This is a genomic window from Cellvibrio sp. ATLC23, assembly GCF_057196725.1.
The window spans coordinates 439,797-463,784 of the sequence record NZ_JBXUOS010000001.1 but is presented as its reverse complement, the minus strand read 5'-3'; the positions used below and the strand labels follow the sequence as shown (position 1 = coordinate 463,784).

At 44.5% G+C, this 23,988-nt stretch carries 14 protein-coding genes; 3 read left to right on the top strand and 11 right to left on the bottom strand.

The features are described 5' to 3' along the window. Positions 1-22: 22 nt before the first annotated feature. The 4 genes from AC2CG4_RS01830 to AC2CG4_RS01815 all read right to left on the bottom strand — a co-directional run bounded on the left by AC2CG4_RS01830 (position 23) and on the right by AC2CG4_RS01815 (position 6,958). Complete coding sequence (locus AC2CG4_RS01830) at positions 23-2,368, bottom strand: alkaline phosphatase D family protein (protein ID WP_484484630.1); 2,346 nt, start codon at positions 2,366-2,368, stop codon at positions 23-25. Between the two features lie 152 nt (positions 2,369-2,520). Next, entirely contained in the window at positions 2,521-3,975 is a 1,455-nt protein-coding gene (locus AC2CG4_RS01825; protein WP_484484629.1) for a sulfatase family protein, read from the bottom strand. A 40-nt stretch (positions 3,976-4,015) separates the two neighbouring features. Further along, entirely contained in the window at positions 4,016-5,440 is a 1,425-nt protein-coding gene (locus AC2CG4_RS01820) for a sulfatase-like hydrolase/transferase (protein ID WP_484484628.1), read from the bottom strand. 168 nt (positions 5,441-5,608) lie between these two features. Continuing rightward, complete coding sequence (locus AC2CG4_RS01815) at positions 5,609-6,958, bottom strand: helix-turn-helix transcriptional regulator (RefSeq protein WP_484484627.1); 1,350 nt, start codon at positions 6,956-6,958, stop codon at positions 5,609-5,611. A gap of 176 nt (positions 6,959-7,134) precedes the next feature. Here AC2CG4_RS01815 and AC2CG4_RS01810 point away from each other — a divergent pair, with 176 nt between their 5' ends. Further along, positions 7,135-9,390 (top strand): multiheme c-type cytochrome, encoded by a 2,256-nt coding sequence (locus tag AC2CG4_RS01810; RefSeq protein WP_484484626.1) that lies wholly within the window; start codon positions 7,135-7,137, stop codon positions 9,388-9,390. A gap of 107 nt (positions 9,391-9,497) precedes the next feature. On the opposite strand, the gene AC2CG4_RS01805 is transcribed toward AC2CG4_RS01810, so the two are convergent. The 6 genes from AC2CG4_RS01805 to AC2CG4_RS01780 form a co-directional block, all read right to left on the bottom strand. After that, positions 9,498-10,841, bottom strand: a complete 1,344-nt coding sequence (locus tag AC2CG4_RS01805) for a carbohydrate-binding protein (protein WP_484484625.1) — start codon at positions 10,839-10,841, stop codon at positions 9,498-9,500. A 240-nt stretch (positions 10,842-11,081) separates the two neighbouring features. Next, complete coding sequence (locus AC2CG4_RS01800) at positions 11,082-12,989, bottom strand: DUF5060 domain-containing protein (protein WP_484484624.1); 1,908 nt, start codon at positions 12,987-12,989, stop codon at positions 11,082-11,084. A 42-nt stretch (positions 12,990-13,031) separates the two neighbouring features. Further along, on the bottom strand, positions 13,032-15,389 hold the full coding sequence (locus tag AC2CG4_RS01795; protein ID WP_484484623.1) for an alkaline phosphatase D family protein: 2,358 nt from the start codon (positions 15,387-15,389) through the stop codon (positions 13,032-13,034). A 79-nt stretch (positions 15,390-15,468) separates the two neighbouring features. After that, positions 15,469-17,529 (bottom strand): glycoside hydrolase family 3 C-terminal domain-containing protein, encoded by a 2,061-nt coding sequence (locus tag AC2CG4_RS01790; protein ID WP_484484855.1) that lies wholly within the window; start codon positions 17,527-17,529, stop codon positions 15,469-15,471. 236 nt (positions 17,530-17,765) lie between these two features. Continuing rightward, positions 17,766-20,096, bottom strand: a complete 2,331-nt coding sequence (locus tag AC2CG4_RS01785) for a beta-galactosidase (RefSeq protein WP_484484622.1) — start codon at positions 20,094-20,096, stop codon at positions 17,766-17,768. Between the two features lie 376 nt (positions 20,097-20,472). Continuing rightward, positions 20,473-21,339 carry a helix-turn-helix transcriptional regulator gene (locus tag AC2CG4_RS01780; protein WP_484484621.1) on the bottom strand — a complete coding sequence of 289 codons (867 nt, stop codon included), beginning with the start codon at positions 21,337-21,339 and terminating at the stop codon, positions 20,473-20,475. 179 nt (positions 21,340-21,518) lie between these two features. On the opposite strand from AC2CG4_RS01780, the gene AC2CG4_RS01775 reads away from it, so the two are divergent. Both AC2CG4_RS01775 and AC2CG4_RS01770 read left to right on the top strand, forming a co-directional pair. Continuing rightward, a complete protein-coding gene (locus AC2CG4_RS01775) occupies positions 21,519-22,634 on the top strand; it encodes a Zn-dependent alcohol dehydrogenase (protein ID WP_484484620.1) in 1,116 nt (371 codons plus the stop codon). Positions 22,635-22,639: 5 nt separating this feature from the next. Next, positions 22,640-23,446, top strand: a complete 807-nt coding sequence (locus AC2CG4_RS01770; protein WP_484484619.1) for an alpha/beta hydrolase — start codon at positions 22,640-22,642, stop codon at positions 23,444-23,446. 132 nt (positions 23,447-23,578) lie between these two features. Here AC2CG4_RS01770 and AC2CG4_RS01765 read toward each other — a convergent pair whose 3' ends face one another. Further along, positions 23,579-23,965, bottom strand: a complete 387-nt coding sequence (locus tag AC2CG4_RS01765; RefSeq protein ID WP_484484618.1) for an antibiotic biosynthesis monooxygenase family protein — start codon at positions 23,963-23,965, stop codon at positions 23,579-23,581. Positions 23,966-23,988 lie beyond the last annotated feature (23 nt).

The following is a 23,988-nucleotide window of genomic DNA, read 5'->3' as shown; positions in this document are numbered from 1 at the left end:
TTGCCTATTAAAAAAATTACACCTAACCGCGGAACTTCACCCTGTAAGGCCAGCCGGAAAACTGTTTATCGGTTTTTGGATTAGCATGCCAAGGCCAGCACTCTATGTCGAAGTGCTTTTTCTGGTGATTAATACGAATTAAACCATAGCCTTCACTTTTTAACTCTGGATCGGCTAAAAATTGCATACCATTGGTAACGTGTTTTAGATATTCCCGATAGCTGATTTTAGGGTTGACAACCGCGAGTATGCGCACTTTGTTGCCAAAGGCATCGGTGAAGTTGCCGGTATTGGGGTCTTGTTCCCGCTGGTTGGGCAGGCTACCGCCCGGCTCAAACCAGCGCTGCCAAAAGACACCCGCAGCAGGGCCGCAGAATTGTACGGGGCCATCATCGAAATCATTCACCCCTATTTGTTTTAGCATCGCCAAATGTTGATCGCCCGCCAAAATTAAATTGCTTACCTCGTGCACCAAATGCACTGCCCGCGTGCGAGCAATAGGCGGATAGCCATTGGAGTCAAAATCGACCAGCGGTTTTTGATCCGGAGTGGTTTGCGCACACACCCAAGACGAAGCGGTAATAACCACTTTTTCATACCCCACATGCATATTTTTCCAGGCCTTTAAAAAAGCCTCTTGCCGTTCACCTAGCAGTTCACCGGTTTGGCTGGCGTAGGGTTTAGCTGGGTCGGGTTTTGATTTAAATTTGCGATCTTCGAGCAGACCAAAACTGATACCACCATATCGAAAGGCGCCATAAGTCACAGGAATATTATGGGCGATAGGCGTGGGGTCATACGCATCTGGGTTATGGGCGTTCTCTATTCGATGCACCATACGTACTAGGTCTTTGTCCCAGCGATAGCCACCGTCCTCTTCCCGCTCACCAGTGCCATCTAGCCCCGCTTGCCCCCAGAGATTGCCCTGCAACACATCGTGGTCATCAATAAGCACTATTGCCGGCTTATCGCGCGTTGCATCGCGAAAAGTCCAGAGGAACATATACCAGCGGTAAAGTGTATCTATCTTAGTATCGGGACGATTTGCCCACCAACGGGTAGGATTGGCTTCGTAAAATTGATCGCCGCAAAAAATATACAAATCAGGTTCATGGCTTTCACAATGACCAACCAAGGTTTTGTGGGGGAAAACAATATTGTCTTGGGTGTAACGCCCCAGCTCGCGCTCCTGAGGAACAAATTTGCTATAGACACCCTCCTCCAGATTGCGCGATGTGGGAGTGATGCAGGAAAACAGGGCGACTTTTAGCTCTTTGGTTTTGCCTGGATCGCGGCGAATTTGGCCACTGAACAGTGTCTCATCACTACCCTCCAGGACAATGCGGTAATCCCAGGTTTTACTAGAGTTCCACTTGGCGTGGCGAAATACGGCGATAAAACCCTCTTCGATATCCGCAACCCCAGCTTGCCGCCAGCCTTTTGCGCCAGGGGCCTTGTAGTGCAACTGCGCGCGCGGATTTTGGCTAAGGTCTATAGGCATAAACTGTGCAGTGAGTTTAAGCACATTTACATTCAAGCTATGTAAGCAGGCCAATACAGGGCCCAGTGCCCGCTCAGGATACTCCCCAATTTTTTCACCACCGGTGGCAATGTCTTTAAACCACCAGCGCGCACCATCCTGGCCGGTAGGCGGTGAAGAAAGCAGCATCACTCCACCGCGCAACTCATCGGCAGGTACGGCTGCACGCACGGCGAAGGCCAATTCTTTACCGGTTGCCGCATCACTGGCGACTAGGCGCACATCGAAGATTCCCTTAGCCACAGGATCAAGATGGCAGTCGAGAATGATGCTTTTATCGCCGACATTACTAATCGGCTCACTGCCGGTGCGCTCCAATTGATCAAAGGCAAGAGTGTTATCTTTGCGAGTAAAATCGCGAAACTCGAGCTTGCCAGCGCTAGTCAGTACCGCCATAAAACCACCATTGGTACCACTGGCGCGCTGAGCCAGTGCGCAACCGCGATAATCCAATTCGCCCTTACCGACCCCCAATAAAAACCCACAAAAACCCGGTTTTTCCGGATCCAGCGTGCCCACTGTCATCTGTAATCGGCCGGGTTTATCGCCCGCCTCAAGAAAGCGTGTTAATAAAGACACTGTGCGCATTTCAAAACTTTTATCGGCGCGAATACACTCAATGCGGTTATTTTGCAGCTTCCAGTCCTGCAGACGATTGCTCCAAAAATCAGCTCCCAGCCAATAGGCGTCTGAACCTTTAGCTAGTTTTAAGGGAGCCGACAATTGGCATAAATCATCTCGCTCAATGGCAGCAGCAAGGCCAGGGCGAGAGAACAGTGCGCAGCCTAGAGCTGCAACGCCAGTTTTAATAACAGTTCTGCGCTTCATAGGATTACCCTTTAAGTTGTAGACAATAAACAATACACAACTTTAGGGAAACCCTCCACTGAAGGGCTTGTATTTACACGGGTGATAAAAATCCGTTGTTAGAAGGTATAAATTGAGACTACCTAGCGCTCAACACATTGAGCGCGCCAAAGTCATTGGATATACCACTGGGGTTTTTGCGCATCCTTCAGGTTTTCTTGATAGAGCGCCTCATAAAAACTATTGCGTCTTTTTTCGTAAGCCTCGTTTTGCAACAGCACATTGCGTTGATTCTTTTTATTCCAATCGTTCCAAAGCTTGGCCAGCTGTTGTTCTTGCTTTGGTCTTTGTCCGGCAATATTGTGCTGTTCAATAGGGTCTTTAACCATATCAAAAAAAGCGAGACCTAAATCTGGCAACGGCTGGTTTAAATATTTTTCTGTTTGCGTGCGCACCGCCCATAAATTATCGGCTTCTTCCATGCGCCAAAATAAGGCTTTGTGCGGTGATTGTTTACTTTTACCGGTAACGTACGCGGTTAGGTCTACGCCATCGAGTTTGGCGTCTTTAGTATTAGCGCCCGCCAAAGCTAAAGAAGTGGCGGCAATATCTAAGGCGGAAACCAATCCGTTTAAACGTTTACCTTTGGTAATTTTTTTGGGCCAGTGAGCAATGAAAGGCACATGCACTCCGCCTTCAGTAAGCGCTACTTTACCGAAACGGAAAGGGCTGTTATCGGCCCAGGTATAGTCAGGCCACCATGCGTAAGGATAAAGCCCACCGTTATCGCTCAAGAAAAAAATGAGCGTATTGTCCAGCTCACCACTTTTATCCAAGGCGTCGATCAACATACCAATACCATCATCCATCGCATCCACCATAGCGGCATAGGTGCGGCGTTTTTCGTCTTTAATATGCGCGTATTTATCAAGATAATTTTGTGGCGCTTGGAGCGGTGCATGGGGCGCGTTGTAACTCATGTAAATAAAAAATGGCGCCTGTTCTTTGCTGGTGCGTTCAATATATCGCGCTGCATCGCGGCTTAAGGCCGTGGTTAAGTACTCATCAAATTCAGCAACACCTTTGTTGCGCATAATCGGCAGCAAATAACCACCAGCCCCAAGATGAACCTCACCGGGCATATAATTGTGACCGCCATCCAAGAACCCATAAAAATAATCGAAACCGCGCTCATTAGGTTGAAAGTGTGGCGCACCGCCTAAATGCCATTTGCCAAACACCGCCGTTTTATAACCGACTTCTTGCAAGCGGGCTGGAAAGGTTTTTTCTGTTAGTGGTAACCCCATGTACTTGTCGTCGGGGGAATAACTCACATTATTTTCCATACCAAAGCGCGCTTGATAGCGCCCAGTGATTAGACCCGCACGGGACGGCCCGCAATAAGGATGAGTGACGTAGCCGTTTTCAAAAACCACACCCTCGTTTGCAAGTGCATCAAGATGCGGTGTTTTTATTTCTGTTTGGCCGTTGGTAAATCCAACATCGTTATAGCCCAAATCATCAGCCAATATCACCAAAATATTCGGGCGTTTATCCGCACCCAGTGCGCTGCAACTAATCACCACCATAAACGCGGCCTGCATTAACCGCTGGCTTAGTTTCATCATTTTGATACTCCTGTTTGTCACGGGTTTTACATTAATGTTGTTATTCGGGTTTATGCCAGTAATCATCCATACGTTTAATTACCGCACCTAAAAATTCGGGTTTTAGTTGCCACGCGGGGCGATCCAGCGTTAATTCCCATGCAAATAGCTGGCGATAAAGTTGGCTAACTTTAGCGGGATCTTGCAGCGCCAAATCAGTTAACTCGGAGGGGTCTGTAGCAATGTTGTATAACTCTGCTGGGCGATCAGGAAAGCGCAACAATTTCCAATCGCCCTGCCGCAGAGCGGCAATCGGCCCCTCACGCCAGAATAAATTTTTGTGCGGTGACTGAATATTTTTTCCCTGTAAAAAGGGTTTAAGGTAAACACCATCCAAACCTTTAGCCTGACGCAAATTGCCTCCGGCGGCGGCATAAAAAGTGGGTAATAAATCCAGAGTAGAAACCATAGGGGCATAACTACTGCCGGGCTGAGTTATACCCGGCCAGCGCATAACCATTGGCACCCGAATGCCACCTTCTAGCAGATTGGCCTTGGTGCCACTCAAGGGGAGATTGATCGAGCCATTGTGATCGCTAGGCCCGCCGTTATCGTTGGTAAATATCACCAAGGTATTATCACTTAAGCCTTCCTGTTGCAGTGTTTGCAACACTCGGCCTATAGCTCTATCCATGTTTAACATCATGGCAGCATAGATTTTTCGCTCCCCGGTAAGATGAGGAAATTGGTCGAGATCGCCCTGCTCTGCCTCCATTGGATAATGGGGCGCCGTTAAGGACAAAAAAGCAAAAAAAGGTTGGTGTTTATTGCGCTTAATAAACTCGATAGTCTCATTCGCAAGAGCATCAGTCAGGTAAAGAGAGCTTTCGCCGTAACTATTAAAATTGCGCTCTAAAAAATCCTCCCGGCGCGAACTGGGGTGTATTTGAGTAAAGGGAAAATAACTGCGCGCACCGCCGCGAAAACCAAAAAATTCATCAAATCCCCGCTTAAGAGGATGAAACTTATCCTCATTGCCTTGATGCCACTTACCTATAAGACTGGTGCGGTAACCGCGTTCAGCTAAATAATTAGCCATGGTGAGCTGATCCAAACGCATGCCCATATCATCGCCAGTGGCGCCTGAGCTGCTCATATAACCCGGTACATTGTTTTCTTCAAAACCAAAACGTTGCGGATATTTACCGGTGAGTAATCCAGCGCGCGAGGGACCACAGACCGAGGCGCTGACATAAGCCTGTTTAAATACCACGCCCTCTTGCGCTAATTGATCCAAATTGGGCGTGGGAATTTCAGTGCTGCCCTGAAAGCCAAAATCCGCATAACCGGCATCATCAGAAAGAATAAAAACGATATTGGGTTTTGCCGGTGCGGCGCCATAACAGGCCCAAGCACTACAGATGAGTAGCACTAAGCCAAGGTAAGAGAGGTAGTTGTGAATAGAATTGCGCTGATTTTTATGCATGGTATTTGGCTCGCAGAAAAGGACTAATCATTATTAATAGCTTAATGATTAGTTCAAAACTCGGCCTTCAGAATCCTGCACCACGCCCTTCAAAATCCTGAACAAGAACCTAAGCAATTGATTAACAATGATTAATTAATTGCTTAGGGAAACATTCTATGCGCTAAATTAATTTGTTTGTGGTGACTGATGGTTTTTTTGAAAATCGACCGGTGCTTGACCGGTTTCTTTTTTGAATACAGTGCTGAAATAATTTGCACTGTTAAAACCGACATCAAAAGCGGTTGTTGTGACTGATTGCACCAAAAGTAATTTTTTAGCCTGATTAATGCGAGTGCTGACCAAATACTGATTCAAGGTCTGCCCCGTATTTTTTTTGAACACCCGCATAAGATAAGACTGACTGACATTAAATTCTTGCGCGATACTCGCCACATCAATCTCATCGCGATAATGTTGGTTGATAAAGGCTTGTGCGCGCGCAGCAATTGAATGTTCCTGCTCTTTGGGTAACTGCGCAATCAATGTAGAAAACGCTAGGGCTTCATCCGCAATAATCGCGCGCACTGCGAGCAAATCGCCACTATTTTCAAGCGCCTGATTGCGCTCCACATTGCGCGCAAGAAGATTATCGAGATTGCCACCGGCCTCAATCCCTAAGCCCGTTAGACGATCAATAGTTTCGCGCACTTTAAGTTTATAAAGCGCAAGGTTGCCGCGAGTGCTGGCTTCCAACTGCCCCAATAAGATATCGATAGCTTGCTTTGAAGCGTTTTTTCCCGAACCAATCAATAACTGCAACTCCTCTTGCAATAACTCAGCTCGCCCTTTGGTGTAACGAATGTCTTGATACACCGCCCAGCACCAACAGCACACTGTCACTATGGCACCAAGGTAAAGCAACCAATAGGCTTGCTGAAACAAAGTAGTCGCACCATGAAACAGCCCGAAGCTAATACTGCCTGCCAAAAAACTGAGTGCTACGGGGCTGCGCCGCCCTTGGAGCTGCTGGTAAAGCAAATAGCAACAGGGCGCGATAAGTGCGAGCAGGAGGTAAAACGTTAAACTCCATTCAGCGAGCTTAACACTCGGAGTAAACGGCAGCAGCGCGCTAAACCCATCAGGCACTAACAGCTGCCCCGTAGTCGCATCCATTATGACAATGTAACCACCACTCGCGAGCAAACCCAACGAATACAGCAGCCCTTGGCAGCGCTTGGTTACATGCGTTCCAGTTTGTAACGCCGTGGCAATCACCATTGAAGGTATGCCCAAAGCAAATAACACCAGTACGCGAAAAAATAAAATCCTTAATTGTGAATCAGCCTCAGCAAAATTTTGCAGCGCTTTGCCCAACAGATAAATAACATAACAAACGAGATAACAAACATGAAAACCATAACCCGATAAAACTCGCCGACTCACCAATGAAAAATAGATCAGCACCACCAGTATCAGTTGTGCTGATAATATCGGAAGCAAAATATAAAGAATGGTATCAAGGGGAATATCAATCATAATATTGGTCGACACATAAACAAGTATTCGCGCTAGTATAACCCCATAAGCCTAGTCTACATTCAAGTAACAGGGCGATAACAATCAACTTCCACTACACCCAAAGCAAGCGAATTTTTTCTGGCGCTAACTGCCTTGCTTTTGTATTTTAACATTCTGTAAATGCTACACCGCTTATGATTCGTATTATTGCAACCACCTTGAGTATTTTTTCGTTAATGGCTTATGTACTGAATGTCAGTGCAGCAAGCCCTACCCGCCCTGCCGAGAATTTTATCGGCGCAGAGGCCTGCAAAGGCTGCCACCTTAAAGAATACCAACAGTGGCAAAATTCCGATCACGATTGGGCTATGCGCGAAGCATCTGAACAGTCGGTGTTAGGGAATTTTAATAATCAAGTGTTTGAACACTTTGGCAGCAAGTCGCGTTTTTATCGCAAAGATAACGAATTCTGGGTAGAGACCGAAAATGCTGAGGGAGTTCAGCAAAATTTTAAAATTAACTACACCTTTGGTTTTTTTCCGTTACAGCAATATTTGATCGGCTTTCCCGATGGTCGCTATCAAGCACTGAATATCGCCTGGGACTCGCGCCCTAAAACTGAGGGCGGACAACGCTGGTATCACCTTTATCCTAACGAAGCTATTCCGCACAATGATGTATTGCATTGGACCGGTGCTTATTTTAATTGGAACAGTCGCTGCGCTGCCTGCCACTCTACCAACCTTGAACGCAATTACAATTCAACCAACAATACTTATAACACTCGCTGGTCAGAGATTAATGTGAGTTGCGAAGCTTGCCATGGGCCAGGTAAAAAACATTTACAGTTAGTAAAAAAGGACACGGCTAAACAGCATCCCCATAGTGGTTTTGATGTATCCCTTAGCCCTGTTGGCGCTTGGCTAAAAACCCAAGCACATCCAACCTTGGTTCACAGTGGCGAGCGAGATGATACTCAAATAAATGTGTGTGGCTCTTGCCATGGGCGACGCGCACAAATTAGCGAAGCACTACCTTATGGCACCCCAGCCGCTGAATTTCATAATGCATTTGACTTATCACTCCTGGAAGAACCGCTCTATCACTCCGACGGTCAAATTCGTGATGAAGTATTTGAAATGGGTTCTTTTGTGCAAAGCAAAATGTTTCATAAGGGTGTGACCTGCAGCAATTGCCACGAGCCTCATTCACTCAAATTGCGTGCGCCGGAAAATCAGGTTTGCGCCCAGTGCCACGCGCCCGACCATTTTGATACCCCCAAGCATCACCATCACACATCTAAGAGTGAAGGTGCACAATGTGTTAATTGCCATATGCCCAGCACAAATTACATGGTGGTCGATGGGCGCCGAGATCACAGCATTCGTATTCCGCGTCCCGATTTGAGCGATGCATTAGATGCGCCTAATGCCTGCGTTAATTGCCATCAAAACAAAACAAATCCCTGGGCCGCAACAGCACTACAAGGTTGGTTAGCACAACAGGATAAATCCCTACCCGCACACTACGGCCAAACCATTCACGCTGCGCAACAAAGACAAGCCAGCGCCGAACCAGCACTCATAAAACTAATTAATTCGCCCACTAGTGCTGCAGCACCTTCACTGGTGCAAGCCACTGCACTGAGTTTACTGCCACCCACAGCAGCAAGTTTGGCCAGTGCCCAGCAGCAATTAACAGCTAAAGACCCATTGATGCGCAAAGCGGCGGTAAGTTTTTTTGCAGCGCTGCCCGCCGCTCAACGCGTAGATTATTTATTACCACTGGCCAAGGATAAAGCCAAAGTCGTGCGATTAGAGGTGGCACGCCTGTTAGCAGAAATAAATATTCAAAACTCAAACAAAGATATTCAAGCGCAACTGGGCACTCTATTTGCGGAATATATTCAAGCCCAACAGGTGAATGCTGATACACCCGAAGCACAAATGAATTTGGGTATTTTTTACGCCCGACAACAAAACATAGCCGCTGCTAAAACCGCCTATGAACTGGCGATTAAATTATCGCCCCAGTTTGCCAATGCACATTTGAACCTAGCAGATCTTTACCGCATGCAAGGACTAGAAACGGAAGCGCAAAAAAGTTTGCAAACGGGCATCGCTCAAAATCCCGCTAACGCATCCTTACACTACGCCCTTGGGTTAAGCTTGATTCGTCAAAAAATTTACATTGCGGCTGAAAAAGCCTTGCGCCGCGCAACCGAACTGGACGGCGCCAACCTTACTTACTTGCAAGCTCATGCCTTAACGCTGGAACAACTTGGACGCAGATCCGATGCGATAAATATATTGATCAAGACACCCGAACAACGCCCGGACAATTTGAATCTGCTAATTACCTATTTAAAGCAAGAACAGCGTACAGACGAAGCACAAACTTACATCGAACAGTTGCAGTTAATTCAGGAAAAAAATAAGCGTAACAACTAATAAAAAAACCTATTGCCTGCAAGAGAATATACTCTTGTGACAATAGGTTTATACCCAAATGAGCCATATAGAATTTTTATAGGCAGTCATGGCTTACTAAGTTAAGGTTATTGAACCTTAGTAATACGAATTTGATCACCATTCCACTGCCAAGCGCTAGTACCCACACTTTCAATTCGAAGTGTATGAGTGCCAGAGCCTATCGAAATATTATTGGATAGCGCAAAGGGAGCATAAACTTCCCAGCCACCTGTAGAACCAACGTTAATAGTCCCCACATATATTCCGTCGATAATTAATTTCGCACCTATACCACTGGTTGCCATGGGTGATGCGGTAATAATTTCAAATTTGTAACTTCCATCGCTAGGTAAAGTGAAAAAGTAGTCGCCCCAATCACCGGCTGTGTTGTAATTAATATTGCCGTTTCCAGACTTATTAAAACCAACATAGGTATCGCCAGCGACACTAGCTGTCGATTTACCGGTATCAAAATAGTTGGCAAAATCAATAAGCTGAACATTATTAGTCGCAGCACTGCTAGAAGAACTACTCGTGGCCGCCGAACTAGCGGTTGCAGCTGCTGGCTTATAAACTCTTATCCAATCCACAAACATAATGCTCTTGCTGGTATCGGCCAATTCCGCTGCCGTTGGTCGTACGTCGCGCCAGTCTTGATGCTCAACATCAATAATAATATGCAAAGGTTTATTGATGCCTGTGCCATTAGTGAAGTTGTTAGGGTCGATCATTGCCGGGCCCGAAACTGTACGAACTTTTACACCATCAATGTAGTAATCTAGATTCCACGGATCTTTCCAATGCACTCCGTACACATGCATTGCGCCACGCCAAGTGCCGCCCGCCGGATTTACAACCCATGACCCCTCATCTTTTGGTTGATAATCTTGAAAGGGAGAGCGAATAAATACATGGTGACTTACATGCATACGCTGATCAAACCACTCCTGCCCAGCACGATCACTACCATAGGATTCCATCGCATCAATTTCTTGCGTTGAATCAGCACTTAGCATCCACACCGCATTAGCCAGAGTGTTGCCGGTATGCTTCACCCGCGCCTCCAAATACAATGGGTAGGTAAAGGTTTGCTTAGATGAAATGATACCGGTATAGATTTTGTTGGTGCCCGCCTTAGCTGTTGATTGCAACGCTAAAGAGCCTCCCGTTGTATAAGAATGGCCGGCATTAAATTCAGTATCGCCAGGCCCAGTCCAACTATTGATAAAAGAAGGAACCCAGCGCGAGTTAAACTCCGCCGGTTTAACGGTAGGACTAGCATTGTAATTAAACTGATCAGATATTGACTGCAGCTGCCATGTTTTACCTGCTCCAGCCGGTGCAGGAATTGGAAAAGAATCCCAGTCGGCGGCGAATAGTGGTGTCGACGTCAACATTAATGCAATACAACATGAAATATATTTTTTCATAACAAAGCTCCACGTGATTATATTTAGATGGATGGAAAACTAATGTTTAGCGATATGAATTTTAAAGAATTACATTAATTATTATTTTTATAACTAGGCGACATCTATGTCTCGAACCTTAAAGCAACTCAAATATATGTTAACTGTTAACATTTATCAATAACGTGAGGCGACATTTTAATCTAAATAAAAAAGCCGCGGTATGTGGCCGCAGCTTTGTGAGATAAGCATGCAGGGTAATTACATTCGTTTTATTAACACTGCCCAATCAGAGTTTTTATCACTCGGAGGAAAACCCAAACTGGCAGCAGCTCTTTCCCAGCCCTCTCCACCCGCCGGCTTATCTAACTTAATATTAGTTATCGTGCCCTTTTGCAGCTTTCCTCCATTCCTTGGGTCAAACCACTCCACCGAATAGCTTGCAGGCTTTTCAGGTAACGATAAATTTAACGCTACTGAAGCATCCTTGATAAAAACCAAATAAAATTCTGCGTCCGAGGCCAATACATAACCATCAGTTCCCTGCTGGAAATTTTTTCCACTTAATAAGCCATCGGCAGAGACAGCTTTTTGATAGGGAACATTAATAATTTTAAAAAAGTCCAACGCATGTTTAGCTTGCGACCAGAATAAATCCCGTGAACGCCAATCCTGTGCGGTTAAATCCGAGTGTTCATGGGCATAACCAAAATACCATTCAGTTCCCCAAGCCCCGGCCATTAACGCACCCCACAAACCATTCATTCGCGCCAGATTATGCTTTGGATCTTCATGGTCTGGCAATAAGGCATCCTCGGCATCACCAGGTTCATCTACGGCAATTGCCCAAGACTGATCATTTACGACAGGCCAATCACGCAAGCGTTTAACGGCTGTGTGGACATCGGAAAAACTCTTTAAGCCTGTTTGCACGCTAGCGCCGGTATAATGGCTGCGGGCAGCAACAAGATCCTTAAAATCATTGCCATTATGAATAACGCGATGATGTTGATAGGGATCTAAATGATAAAAATAATCCGCCATCGCCAGACGCTGCGATGTATTCTGTGGTGGCGTCGGATGATTGTTTACCCATTCGCCATTTTCTTCACCCATGTTCCAATTCAACGCGAGGTGATGACCAAACCGCGCGATCAGTTCACGATAATAAAGTTTGCGTTGAACACCTAAACCGCCACCATCCAGCAACCCCTGATTTTCCATTTCTTGCGTTTTGAAATGCAAAAATAATCCACGTTGCTGCGCATGCTCAAAGATAATGTCCCACTGCGCTAGTTTAGATACATCAAACCTATCGTAGGTGTTGTAGTTTATATAAGGGAATACATTTTGATCATCACCAAGGATGTTTAGTGTTAAAAATGAAATTGAATTCATACCTTTGGATGAAAGATAATTAAGCGCCCCCACCAAGGCTTTCCCTTTATCTCCTTGCCATGTTGGATCGCCTTTTTTCCAATCTTTTAAATGCGCAGACCAGGTTTTAACAAGGTCATCCTTATGTCCGTCGGTCGCAAAATCCCCATCAAAATCAAAATAAGAAAGTAGATTTTCCGGAGCATCCGCGCCTGCCTTGATAAAATATTCTTGGGTTTGTGCAAATTGTAAATAGGGTTTACCTACATATTTCAATCGTCCTGCAGCACGAAAATCAGGTGATTTTTTATTACTTTTATCAATAATGAAATGTCCGTTTTGACCATCCATAAAGCCCGCAGAAACACCCGCATTCGGCTTATCGGATACCGCAACCCAGTTATTCTTACGAAAACTCGCCTGCCATTGCCAACGTCCAGTTTCGTCTGCAGAAAAATTGACTCGCCACTTATTCCCCGCATCAGCTGAGCTATTAGCTGCATTGCCATCGGCAGCAAAATAGCCAGGTACAAGATAAGATTTACCAGACGCTTCATGCGTAAAAATCACATTCAAGCGATAATTCAAAAAAGGATTAAATTCGTCTTGCTCAGTTACATAGGGGCCATCAAATGTTAAGGATAAACTATGCCACTTTCTTAACTCGCCCCCATAAACAACCCCATCAGCATTTTTAGCCTGAACAATAGTAATTTGCATCAAGGTGCATATAAAAAATATGCTCCACTTAAAAGACATATTTACCCCTTTCAACAAATTACTATTCTTCATCGCAAACACCACTTTTCAGTTTTAAAATACCCTGCATGAATATCAGGCTAACTTATTCATGCCCATATTTTCGTCTTGATGAATAGTCACCGGCCAACCCAAAAATTGATTTTCTGGGCTGTTACTTGCGACGTCCACTAAGAATTTAAAGGCTTGGGTTGTATAGGTTTTAGCGGCGGTGTCAAACACAATAAAACCAAAACCACTGCCTTTTTCATGAGCTTGAATATAACGATTATTGGACTTACCCACCTCGGGATTACCAACGGCATAAACATAGATTTTATTACCGAAACTATCCAAATATTCACCGGTTTGTGAGTGACCATGGGCAGGACGATGAGCAAAAGGAATTTTTATATCGTCAGGGCGCCACCATCTTGGCCAACCTGCTGCAATGGCAGGGGTACAAAATGCCCAGTTACTATCGCGCTGTGCGTGTACACCATATTGCGATAATGTTCCCAAATGCGTATCACCACAAATATGCAACGCTTTTGATGTGCGCATGATTTCAATCGCACGATTGCGTGCGCTGGCAGGCCAACCGCTGGAATCAAAATCATATTTTAAATATTTTGTGGGCAACGGTTGATGCGTCGATATACCAGCAAAAACAGTTTGGCTTAAAACAGCTTTTAATGAATGACTGCGCCAATCACTAGCCCACTGCGCTAAAAACTCTTCTTGTTTGGTTCCTAACAGATGTAAATCAGCGCGATCAAAATTGGGGTTAATATAAGTTGGGACTTCACCTTCGCCGGTCACACCGACATGAATATTTAAACGTTCCGGACCGCTCTTCCACTGGCGATCAGCAAGAATCGCAAAGCCTACATTGCCGTAAACTAAATCGGTGTAATAAACACTCATGCCACGCGGGGTAGGAGTTGCATCATAGGGTTCCGGGTGATGCGCCGTGTTGGTTTTATGCACCACATTAACAACACGTATCGGCGTTACATAACCACCCCAAGCATCCACATTACCTGCGATGGGGGCGTCGGCAGGTGCAGCTGCGCCGCCCTCGCCCCATAAATTACCTTGCAATATATCGTGATCATCTGGCAAACAAATGGTTGGTGCATTGCGCATCACATCTCTAAACGCCCAACCAAATTGATAAAATTTTCGCAAATAGTTTAAAATAGCGGGCTCCGTGGGCGTGCGAATAAAACCAAAACCGCCGTGATTTTCATAGAGTTGGTCACCGGAAAAAAACACTAAATCCGGATTTAATTTGGCAACATTATTTGCTACCGGTGCATAGGGGAACGCATAATCATTTTGGCAAGTCAGTGCTGCCATACGCAAATTACGACCCACAGGATTGGCTTTAATAAGACCAGGGAAATAATCTGGCACATGACTGCCATCGCGACGCTGCTCGCGATAAACCACACGATAGCTCACATCGTCTTTTTCATTCCAATGAGCTATACGAAATGTTGCCAACCAAGAATCTGGATCAAGCGTAGCGCTTGCCAAGGATTTCCAATGACCGGACTTTTCAACTTGCAACTCAACCTCGTTGCTATCATTAGGACCCATAGGGCCTGTTAATACACTCAGCTTCAACACAAAGCCTTCATCTGTACGAGTATCATTGAGTGTATACATGGTCCACAAAATGGGACCAAACTTCTGCTCCGGCATATAGTTAAATGCATCACCTTGCAGTGTCCATTTTGAAAACCGATAGGTGGTGCCTTTCGGGTTCGCGGCAATCTCAGAAGAAATAGCAAAGTTGCTGACCACAGCGACATTACCCATGATGTTATCGGTTGCTACCAAATCATCTATTTGGCCAATTAATTTTCCACTGCCGACTAACCTTGCTTCAAACTTTAACGCGTAGACACCAATACGCGGCTCACCAGAGAGTTTCAATTCAACTTCTGCATCGCCCAAAGCTTGCAGTAATTCGACGCGTTTATCGCCCAATGCAAGTTGATTATGAATAATTCCAGCGTCAAAGCCTTTCTGCACAAAACAGTTACTGCGATATTCTTTAATATCGCTATTCACACCAATGCGAATACCGGCACCGCCATCTTGCTCACCGTGACTAACTCGCTTAAGGCGAACTGAAAGAGAAAAAATTCCCGAAGCATTTGTCAGCTGATGAGTCAGAGAGTGAATACTGCGATTACCACCGGCACTCAAACACTCCGCACCACCATTAACAATACGCCAATCCTCCATGGGGTTAGCCCAATAATCACCGCCAATCCATACGCGATCATGGCTATTGCTCCAGGTATCAGATACGGATGAATCAAGTACCTGTTGTTTTACCGGTTTATCACTACTTGTATTTATTGAACACCCAATAGCGCTGGTAGCTAGCCCTGCAACAGCAAGTTTTAATGCATTGCGACGTGAAAAATTATCAGTCATATATCACCTACTTTTTATATTAAGAATCAACACAAGTCGAAACGTTTATTAATACCAAACAGCTCTACAAGATAAAAATCTAATGAAACTCTATTACTTGGTGCTGGGGTACAGCCGCACCTAAGTCAAGACTGCGCTTAGATGGTAAAGAATCCCCCACCCATAACGTGTAGCGCCCCGAGAGCCTAACCTTATTTCCTTCCTGATTAATTCTGTATAAATCTTTTTTATCTATCTCAAATTGCACGCGCTGTTTTTGATTAGGCTCAAGCAATACGCGCTTAAACACTTTTAATTCCATTATCGCCTCACCTTCAATAGGCGATAGAGCTGAAAGGTAAGCTTGAACCACTGTTTCTCCAGCCATCTTTCCAGAATTTTCTACATCAACATTAAATATCAACGACTGATCTTCAGTAATTTTTTGTTTATCCAACTGCAATTTTTTAAATAAAAATTTTGTATAAGAGAGACCAAAACCGAAAGGGTACAGAGGGGTTTTGGCCATGTATTTATATGTTCTGCCCGCCATCGAATAGTTTTCAAATGGAGGCAGATCATTAATTGACGCGGGAAAAGTTAAGGGCAAATGACCCGATGGATTAGCATCACCAAATAATACATCGGCAACCGCATTACCGCCCTGCTCACCTGGATACCAAATCCACAGAATCGCATCTGCCAGCTCATGCAGCTCACCCAAGACAACAGGGCTGCCCGCTGCAACAACCAAAATTAATGGGCCTTTTTTGTTTTTTGCAATTTCTTTTACATAGTCGATTTGATTTTGAGGCAGGGTAATATCAACGCGATCACCTCGATCTGGAGAAGCAATAGCATCTACTTCTTCACCTTCCATATCCGCCGTCACCCCGACTACCGCTATAACTGCATCCGCCGCCCTGGCTTCTTGCGGAGCCCAATTCAGGGGGTTGATGTTTTTATGAAATGGCAATGCGCCGCTGCGATAATTAAGTGATGAGCCCAGTGAAACCTTGCCGGCAACACCTTCTAACACTGTTACCAAATTATCCGTAATGCCGTAATAATTTCCGATCAACATGTCAGATGAAGCAGCAAACGGCCCGGTAACGTAAGGCACTTTAATGGTTTTTGACAGCGGCAGTGTATTGTTTTTATTCTTCAACAATACGATAGATTTAGTAGCCACCTCACGCGATAGCTGAATATTTTTATCGCTGTGGATAATATCGGAGGAGAGATTTGCATAAGGATTCAAATCCGCCGGATCAAAAAAACCTAACTGAAATCGAATCAATAATAATTGTTTTAAGCGTTCATCAATCAACGCTTCAGCGACCAAACCCTGAGCAAAGGATTTTTTTAGGGATTGTGTATAAGTGTCCCCACAGTTTAAATTTATACCCGACTTCAATGCCAATGCTGCCGATTCAACGCCGCTCTTAGTCACTTTATGACCAGCTTGAAAATCGTTAAGTGCACCGCAATCAGAAACAATATACCCGTCAAAACCCCATTGTTTTTTAAGTAAATCATCAATCAGATAGCTATTTGCGCAAGAAGGGTCACCATTCACCGCATTGTAAGCACACATAACACCGGCTACTTTTGCATCCTTAACCAAAGCTTCAAAAGCGGGCAAATAGGTTTCAAACAGATCTTTTTTCGAAGGAACCACATCGAAATGATGGCGCAATGACTCTGGGCCAGAATGAACCGCGAAGTGTTTAGCAACACCGGCAGACTTGAGATATTTTGGATCATTTCCCTGCAACCCTTTTACAAACGCAGTGCCGATTTGTGCGGTCAATAGAGGATCTTCACCATAAGTTTCTTGCCCTCTGCCCCAACGAGGGTCGCGAAATATATTAACATTTGGCGTCCAGAAACTCAGGCCTGCATACTGGCCATTATTACCAATCGATTGCGCAATTTTATATTTCGCTCGCGCCTCATCGGAAATTGCCGACGACACTCTATAAGCAAGGTCCAAATCAAAAGTTGCAGCCAAACCAATCGCCTGGGGGAAAATCGTGGCTTTGCCATTGCGCGCCACGCCATGTAATGCCTCATTCCACCAATTATATTCAGGCACATTTAGCCTAGGAATCGCGGGAGTAGCGTGAGAGAGTTGTGCAATTTTTTCATCCAGCGTCATTGCGCTTACTAATAAATCGGCACGATGTTCGAAACTCTTTTCAGCATCAAACCAAGGGAGCTGGCTGGGTGATTTTTCTGCGCAGTACGCTTGTTTCGCCACGACTAACAGAATGAATACCAGTATATTTTTTATCATAAACAAGCCTGCTTTTATTAATTATTAGTTTTTTCTTTAAAAAAAGAGCCAGTCATTGCTGACTAGCTCCCTTGCCCAGATCACATTATTTACTCATATTACTTTTTAGCGCGACGCTCATACATTTCACTATGCAATTCTTTAGCAGCCTTCACCATAGGTGCATAGGGTGTATCAGTAACCGACACAAAACCCACATTGTAATTTTCGCCATCGTAAGAGCGACCAGTGACCGGTGAATCCATGTACTGGAACCAATGAGCACCGATAAAGTAAGGGTTATCTACTACCGTCTGCATATACTCTTTGTACATTCTGGCGCGATCTTCTTGATTAGCGGCATGCACTAAACCTGGGTGAAATAAACCCGATTCAGTTGTACCTATATGAAACTCTCCGATAATGCTGGGCTTGTCCAGTTCCGCTAAAAACTTCCATCTGTTTTGAGTAACACCCTCTTTATAGAGGTTGTAACTCATCACATCTGCATATTTAGTCGCTGCTTTAACTACGTCTTTAGGCATTCCCCAATCTGCGAAACGCACACCTAAATACATGTGATTGGGCATGTGTTGCGTTAACGCCCCCTCAACAATTTTAAAATACTCTTCTGCATAGCTGGTGAATAACAAACTAAAATCTTGCAACTGCACATCGTTGTTGATGCCAGTTTTAAAACCTTTTTGAAACTCTTCCCAAGAACTAATAGAGGTTCCCCAAGCAGTGTTTAATGCAGCCACATCCTGATACTTCTCTTGCATCATATGGGTAAATTGATTTTTAGTCGGAGAGTCAGCACCATCGCGAGTCAGTGTATTTAACACTATGCCGTATTCAGATTCTTTGCTATCCGAACGCCCCCAGCTTTTTTCGTTGTCGATAAATACACCTACACACCAAGGGCTGTTCTTTACATCTTCAGCAATTGCTTTGGCTGTTACCAATGCACGTTCTTTAAAAACAGGATCAAATGGATCAGGCAAACCGCCCCAAAAATCATTGCCGCTGGAAACTGTTTTGAAGTTACCAATAATCCAGCCATTGGCGAAATATGGGATGCGCTTATTATTGTAGAATTTTGGATCAGTCCAGTTACCCAAAGAGGTAAATCCCCAACTCAACATACGATCCACAGTGACTTTTTCCCACTGTCTTAAATAGGATTCAGGTTCAGACTCACCGTATTTGCGCTCAAGGTTAGCGCTGTAAAAACTAAACACTTCACCTTTGAGTAAAGGACCAGAGTGAGCATCGCGATTGTAGTCGTAATGATTTCCCAGAGGATCACTGTGCTTGGGCAACCACTCAAACATGTCTGCACGGGTTTTAGAAACCAAATGACGGGTTTCTTGCGCAGCTTCACTGATAACAATTTTACCTTTTGAATCTTCAGGGGTCAGATCATCCGCGCGGCGCTGTTCAATAGTCGATGCGTCATAGTCGTAACCAGTCATAGTGTAAGCATTAGCCAAGCGTACGATATCCAAACCAGTGGCAAAATATAAATAGCCTTCTGGATCAACCAACCACCACTTTCCATCTACTTTTTTAGGATGAAAATAACCAGTAGCCGCTTGTTTAGGGCCATTTTTCCAGCCACCAAATTGAGAGCGATCTGCCAATGGCGCACCATTTTTCAAGGCTTCAAGCTCTTGTTTAGTGGCTTCAGCCAACTCCGCATCGGTATGAATTTTCCCTTCAAAATCCACCCTGGCTGGCTGGCCGAACTTATCAACCAAACTCACCAAAAAGTCTTTATCCATTGCAGGGCTTTTGATTACACGAATATTATCTAGAGTAATTTCTTTATTGTGCAAAGCATATTGAACACTTAAGGATATGCGCTTAATAGCGGACAAATCCAAATTCATAACGCCCCACATCCAGATGAATTGCACATCATCGCCTTTCCATGTCGGCGGGTTGCCGCGTAAACCCGAAGCAGCATTAAGCTCCACTTTAGAATCAGGATTTGCACTGACCATATCGTGGCCACTTAACTTGGAATAATAAACACGCGACTTGCCTACCGGCACACTGACACTGCGGGTAAAGTTATTGCCTTTTGCATCAGACACATCCAGGAATAGCTGTACGGAATGTTCACCGTCATTGGCAATATCAAAGGCAAGGCTGGCATCGCCGATATCAGTCCAATTCCAATTGTCTGACTTTGGCTGGATAACCAAGGATGTGTATTCATGATCAACAGAGTTGAACTTTACTTTTAATGCTTGCGATGCGGAGGTATCACTCGCTGAGAATTTAACCAAACTTCCCTGAGCGTTAAAAAAACTAATTTCCGCCGGTAACTGATCGCCCTCGAAATCAAATAACATCTTCTCAATGGTAGGAGTTTCGACTGAGGTTGTAGCGGGAGCATTGTCTACCGCCTTATCTTGACAGGCTATAAGGAACAATGCGGCCACACTAAGCACGCTGGTTTTCAGAAACAATGTAATGGGCCGATCAAGCTTATAACTCGAACACATCATGAATCACCTATTTTTTAATTTATATATTGAAGTGTTATCAATAACTGCGATTTCTTAAAAAAACCTTATGAAACAACCCAACATCCCAATATCTCAGTTATTTTGTCAACAATAAACAATATACACCAAGTTCACATTTTATCAACCTCGATAAATGCCTCTTAACAAATCCAGACATGGCGGCACCCCGAATGTCAAATAAATGACATTCCTGGCTTTATTCGTGCCATTTCTAACAAATGCATTTTGCTACATTAAATCGGCTCAATGCGAGGATCTATTGCAGCACACCAATGTTCACGCACTAGATCTAGAGCTCGGTAACCCGCTGTAGCATGGTGGTTTTGAATTTCTTTGGAGTTACACCAAACAATTTTTTGAATTGGGAAATGAAATGAGAGGGGCTGGAAAAATTGAGCTCATAACTGATCTCAGTGATTGAAAACTGGCTTTGACTTAACATTCGTGCAGCGCTGTAAAGCCGGTGTTTAACATTGTAGTCAGAATAATTGCAGCGAAACACGGATTTAAACAAGCGTGAAAAATACGCCGGAGAGATACAACACAACTCCGCGGCCTGATCCAGGGAAAGTTCAACACTTTTATTGTGGCGAAATAAATTAATTACCGGTTCCAGCTTCATATAACCGGAAGATTTTAACAGTGTGTCGTAGTGCGGAGGTTTTAACGGAGTTGCGCGCTCTGCCACCCAGGTTAACAGCGCGCGCAACAATGCCTGGCTGCGATTGCTGGAAGGTGAATCACGATAAGAATCCAGCAGCCATTTTGACAGGGTTTGAATAGCACTTGCATCATCAGATTTTAGACGTAAATGCATACCATACTTAAAGAAATTTTCTGCCTGCTCTAACCCAGGGGCCAGCAAAAGAGCGGGTAAAAACTGGATGATATACCAGGATTTATTGCGCGATGACAGCTCAAAATCATGGGTTTCCAATGCGGGAGTGAAGACGAGATCCTGATCGCACAAAGCTGACTTACCCTGGCTGTAAAAAAAAGTTCCCTCAATAGAATCAAAGACGATAAGTTCGTGAACCTCATGAAAATGCATAAAACAGGAATAGGGAGAGTCCTCCGAATACACCACATGATGAATTTCAAAATCATAACCATGCTGTATGCAAAACGGCTCACAATATACGTTATTCTTGCCCATGCTCATTTTCCAGTAGTCAATATTCTTGGAACAAAGTTGATTATATTTTTAATGCGATAGCAATATTTTTTTAGCTGTGGCCGATCATCAACAATGAAAATCAAACTAATTCTAGTCTATATATTTCGTTTTTAACCCATTCAACACCTACTTCACGAACATTACTGGAGCTAACTTTTATGATTCATTCAAAAGCCATATTGTCTGATGGCAAAGGAAACTTCCATTTAACCACAATTGCAATTGGTACTCCGGCACAAGACGAGGTGCTGATTAAATTAAAAGCATCGGGCATTTGCCACACCGACTGGGACTCCATCAATACCTGGAACAAACCTTTTATTGTTGGCCATGAAGGTGCAGGCATTGTTATGGCCGTTGGTTCAGCAGTAACCAAAGTAAAAGCTGGCGATAGAGTCATCTTAAACTGGGCAATTCCCTGTGGTCACTGTTTTCAATGCCGTGAAGGCAATACCCATATCTGCGAAATAAATTCACCGGTTTGTGGGCAAGGTCTTTGCGGACATGCACACCCAGATGCTGCAAGCCATCAGGGCGCGCCGATTGAACGCTCTTTTCATCTCGGCACTATGTCTGAACATACTATTGTTAAAGAATCTGCAGTGGTCAAAATTCACTGCGACATCCCCTACGCTACCGCATCAATTATTGGTTGCGGTGTTATGACGGGCTGGGGCTCTGTAGTCAATGCCGCCAACGTGAAGCTGGGCTCATCCGTCTGTGTAATTGGTTGTGGTGGCGTCGGCTTAAATGTTATTCAAGCGGCAAAATTGTCAGGCGCCAATAAAATTATCGCCATTGATATCAATAGCGAGCGCTTGGATCAAGCTAAAAAATTCGGTGCGACCCACGGTGTCATAGCGACACGAGATGATAAGGATTTTAACGAAGTTGCCACGCAAGTACGTGCGATCAACTGCGGGCGCGGAACAGACTATGCTTTTGAGTGCACCGCTGTTCCCGCGCTTGGCTCCGCACCACTCAAACTTATTCGTAGTGCCGGAACGGCGGTGCAAGTCAGTGGCATTGAGCAGCGCATTGATTTTGACTGTGAATTATTTGAATGGGACAAAATTTATATCAATCCACTTTATGGCATGTGCAATCCCGACCGGGATTTTCCGCGCATTATGGATCTCTACAGCTCAGGGCAATTAAAGCTCGATGAATTGGTCACCAAAACCTATCGTATTGAAGATGTTGCACAGGGTTTTGACGATTTAATTAATGGCCGTATCGCCAAAGGTGTTGTTATCTTTGATGATGAGGAGTAATACAAATGGCCGTTATTAGAATTGAACAATCTAATCCTGAATATCTTCCTGAACATTTTCAATTACTCACTGTTCAGAGCTCACATCTAAATAGACGCTGTGATATCAGCGTCTTTAATGCTCATCCAGACGGTAAAGACATGCCTATTGTGATTTTATTACACGGGGTTTATGGCAATAATTGGGTATGGTCAGGTTTGGGCGGTGTGCACAAGGCTTATAGCAATGAATATGCAAAAGGTAGCTTAACCAAAATGATGCTGGTTATGCCTTCGGATGGCGGATTTTATGGAGGCTCAGCTTATTTACCGCTAGCAAACGGTGAGAATTATGAAAAATGGATTGTGGAGGATGTAATTGATGCAGTTATAAAATGCAATCCAGCGGCCTCAGCCGCATCCAATATTTATATTGCTGGCCTATCTATGGGCGGTTATGGCGCGCTGCGCTTAGGGGCTAAATATCCCAACATCTTTCAAGGTATATCGGGGCACTCCTCAATAACAAACATTCAGGAAATGGCGCAATTTGTCGATGAAGATTTATCGCTTTATAACACTCACTTAACCCATGAGAGCGACATATTGCATTGGTTAAAGGTGAATAAAACCCACCTCCCCCCAATTCGATTCGATTGCGGCACCGAAGATACTCTCTATTCAGGCAACCTGAAGTTTAATGAGCAATTAAAACAGCTCGGTATTCCCGCGCAATTGGAATCACTACCAGGGAGTCACTCTTGGGAATACTGGCATCAACATGTTATCAAGACATTCCAATTTTTTGATGGTATTGAAAGAACCCTAAAATAATGCTTTTGACTAAGAACTTTTAAGAAACTTAATTACCCCTAATAATTAATAACCCCCATCACAATTATCGTAAACGATTAGTTACACACTGTGTGACGAGGGTTATTTAACTCTATCTGATCGCTGATGACTTTATGGCGCTTGTTTTTGATAGCGCTTCATGACCATGGTGGAAGCATCAAGTTTCGCCATGAAAGCTGCGGTAGGTGCGGCTTTTTCAAAAGATGCCATAGAGGCATCAGCGTCGGTAAGCGACTTCCAATGAACTATCACAAGCCATTCATTATTCGGTCCTACTGCACTTTCGCGTGATAGGAAACCAGGCTGCTTGGATATGTATTCGCGTTCCATGGCCTTGTCGACCACAGCAAATTCAGCGGGCGTTACACCTTGTTTGAGCTGAAAACTTGCCACTTCAATCACCTGCGTTGTATGGGCAGAATCTGCCACTGCAAAACCAGAAGTGATGAACATAGCGCAAGTCATTAAACCGGTGCAGAGCAATTGGGAGATTTTCATAATGACGATCCTTAAATGAATAA

Bases quoted from the DNA above. Each gene is read 5' to 3' on its own strand.
- AC2CG4_RS01830 (WP_484484630.1), bottom strand. From the start codon at position 2,368: ATGAAGCGCAGAACTGTTATTAAAACTGGCGTTGCAGCTCTAGGCTGC.
- AC2CG4_RS01825 (WP_484484629.1), bottom strand. From the start codon at position 3,975: ATGATGAAACTAAGCCAGCGGTTAATGCAGGCCGCGTTTATGGTGGTG.
- AC2CG4_RS01820 (WP_484484628.1), bottom strand. From the start codon at position 5,440: ATGCATAAAAATCAGCGCAATTCTATTCACAACTACCTCTCTTACCTT.
- AC2CG4_RS01815 (WP_484484627.1), bottom strand. From the start codon at position 6,958: ATGATTGATATTCCCCTTGATACCATTCTTTATATTTTGCTTCCGATA.
- AC2CG4_RS01810 (WP_484484626.1), top strand. From the start codon at position 7,135: ATGATTCGTATTATTGCAACCACCTTGAGTATTTTTTCGTTAATGGCT.
- AC2CG4_RS01805 (WP_484484625.1), bottom strand. From the start codon at position 10,841: ATGAAAAAATATATTTCATGTTGTATTGCATTAATGTTGACGTCGACA.
- AC2CG4_RS01800 (WP_484484624.1), bottom strand. From the start codon at position 12,989: ATGAAGAATAGTAATTTGTTGAAAGGGGTAAATATGTCTTTTAAGTGG.
- AC2CG4_RS01795 (WP_484484623.1), bottom strand. From the start codon at position 15,389: ATGACTGATAATTTTTCACGTCGCAATGCATTAAAACTTGCTGTTGCA.
- AC2CG4_RS01790 (WP_484484855.1), bottom strand. From the start codon at position 17,529: ATGACGCTGGATGAAAAAATTGCACAACTCTCTCACGCTACTCCCGCG.
- AC2CG4_RS01780 (WP_484484621.1), bottom strand. From the start codon at position 21,339: ATGGGCAAGAATAACGTATATTGTGAGCCGTTTTGCATACAGCATGGT.
- AC2CG4_RS01775 (WP_484484620.1), top strand. From the start codon at position 21,519: ATGATTCATTCAAAAGCCATATTGTCTGATGGCAAAGGAAACTTCCAT.
- AC2CG4_RS01770 (WP_484484619.1), top strand. From the start codon at position 22,640: ATGGCCGTTATTAGAATTGAACAATCTAATCCTGAATATCTTCCTGAA.
- AC2CG4_RS01765 (WP_484484618.1), bottom strand. From the start codon at position 23,965: ATGAAAATCTCCCAATTGCTCTGCACCGGTTTAATGACTTGCGCTATG.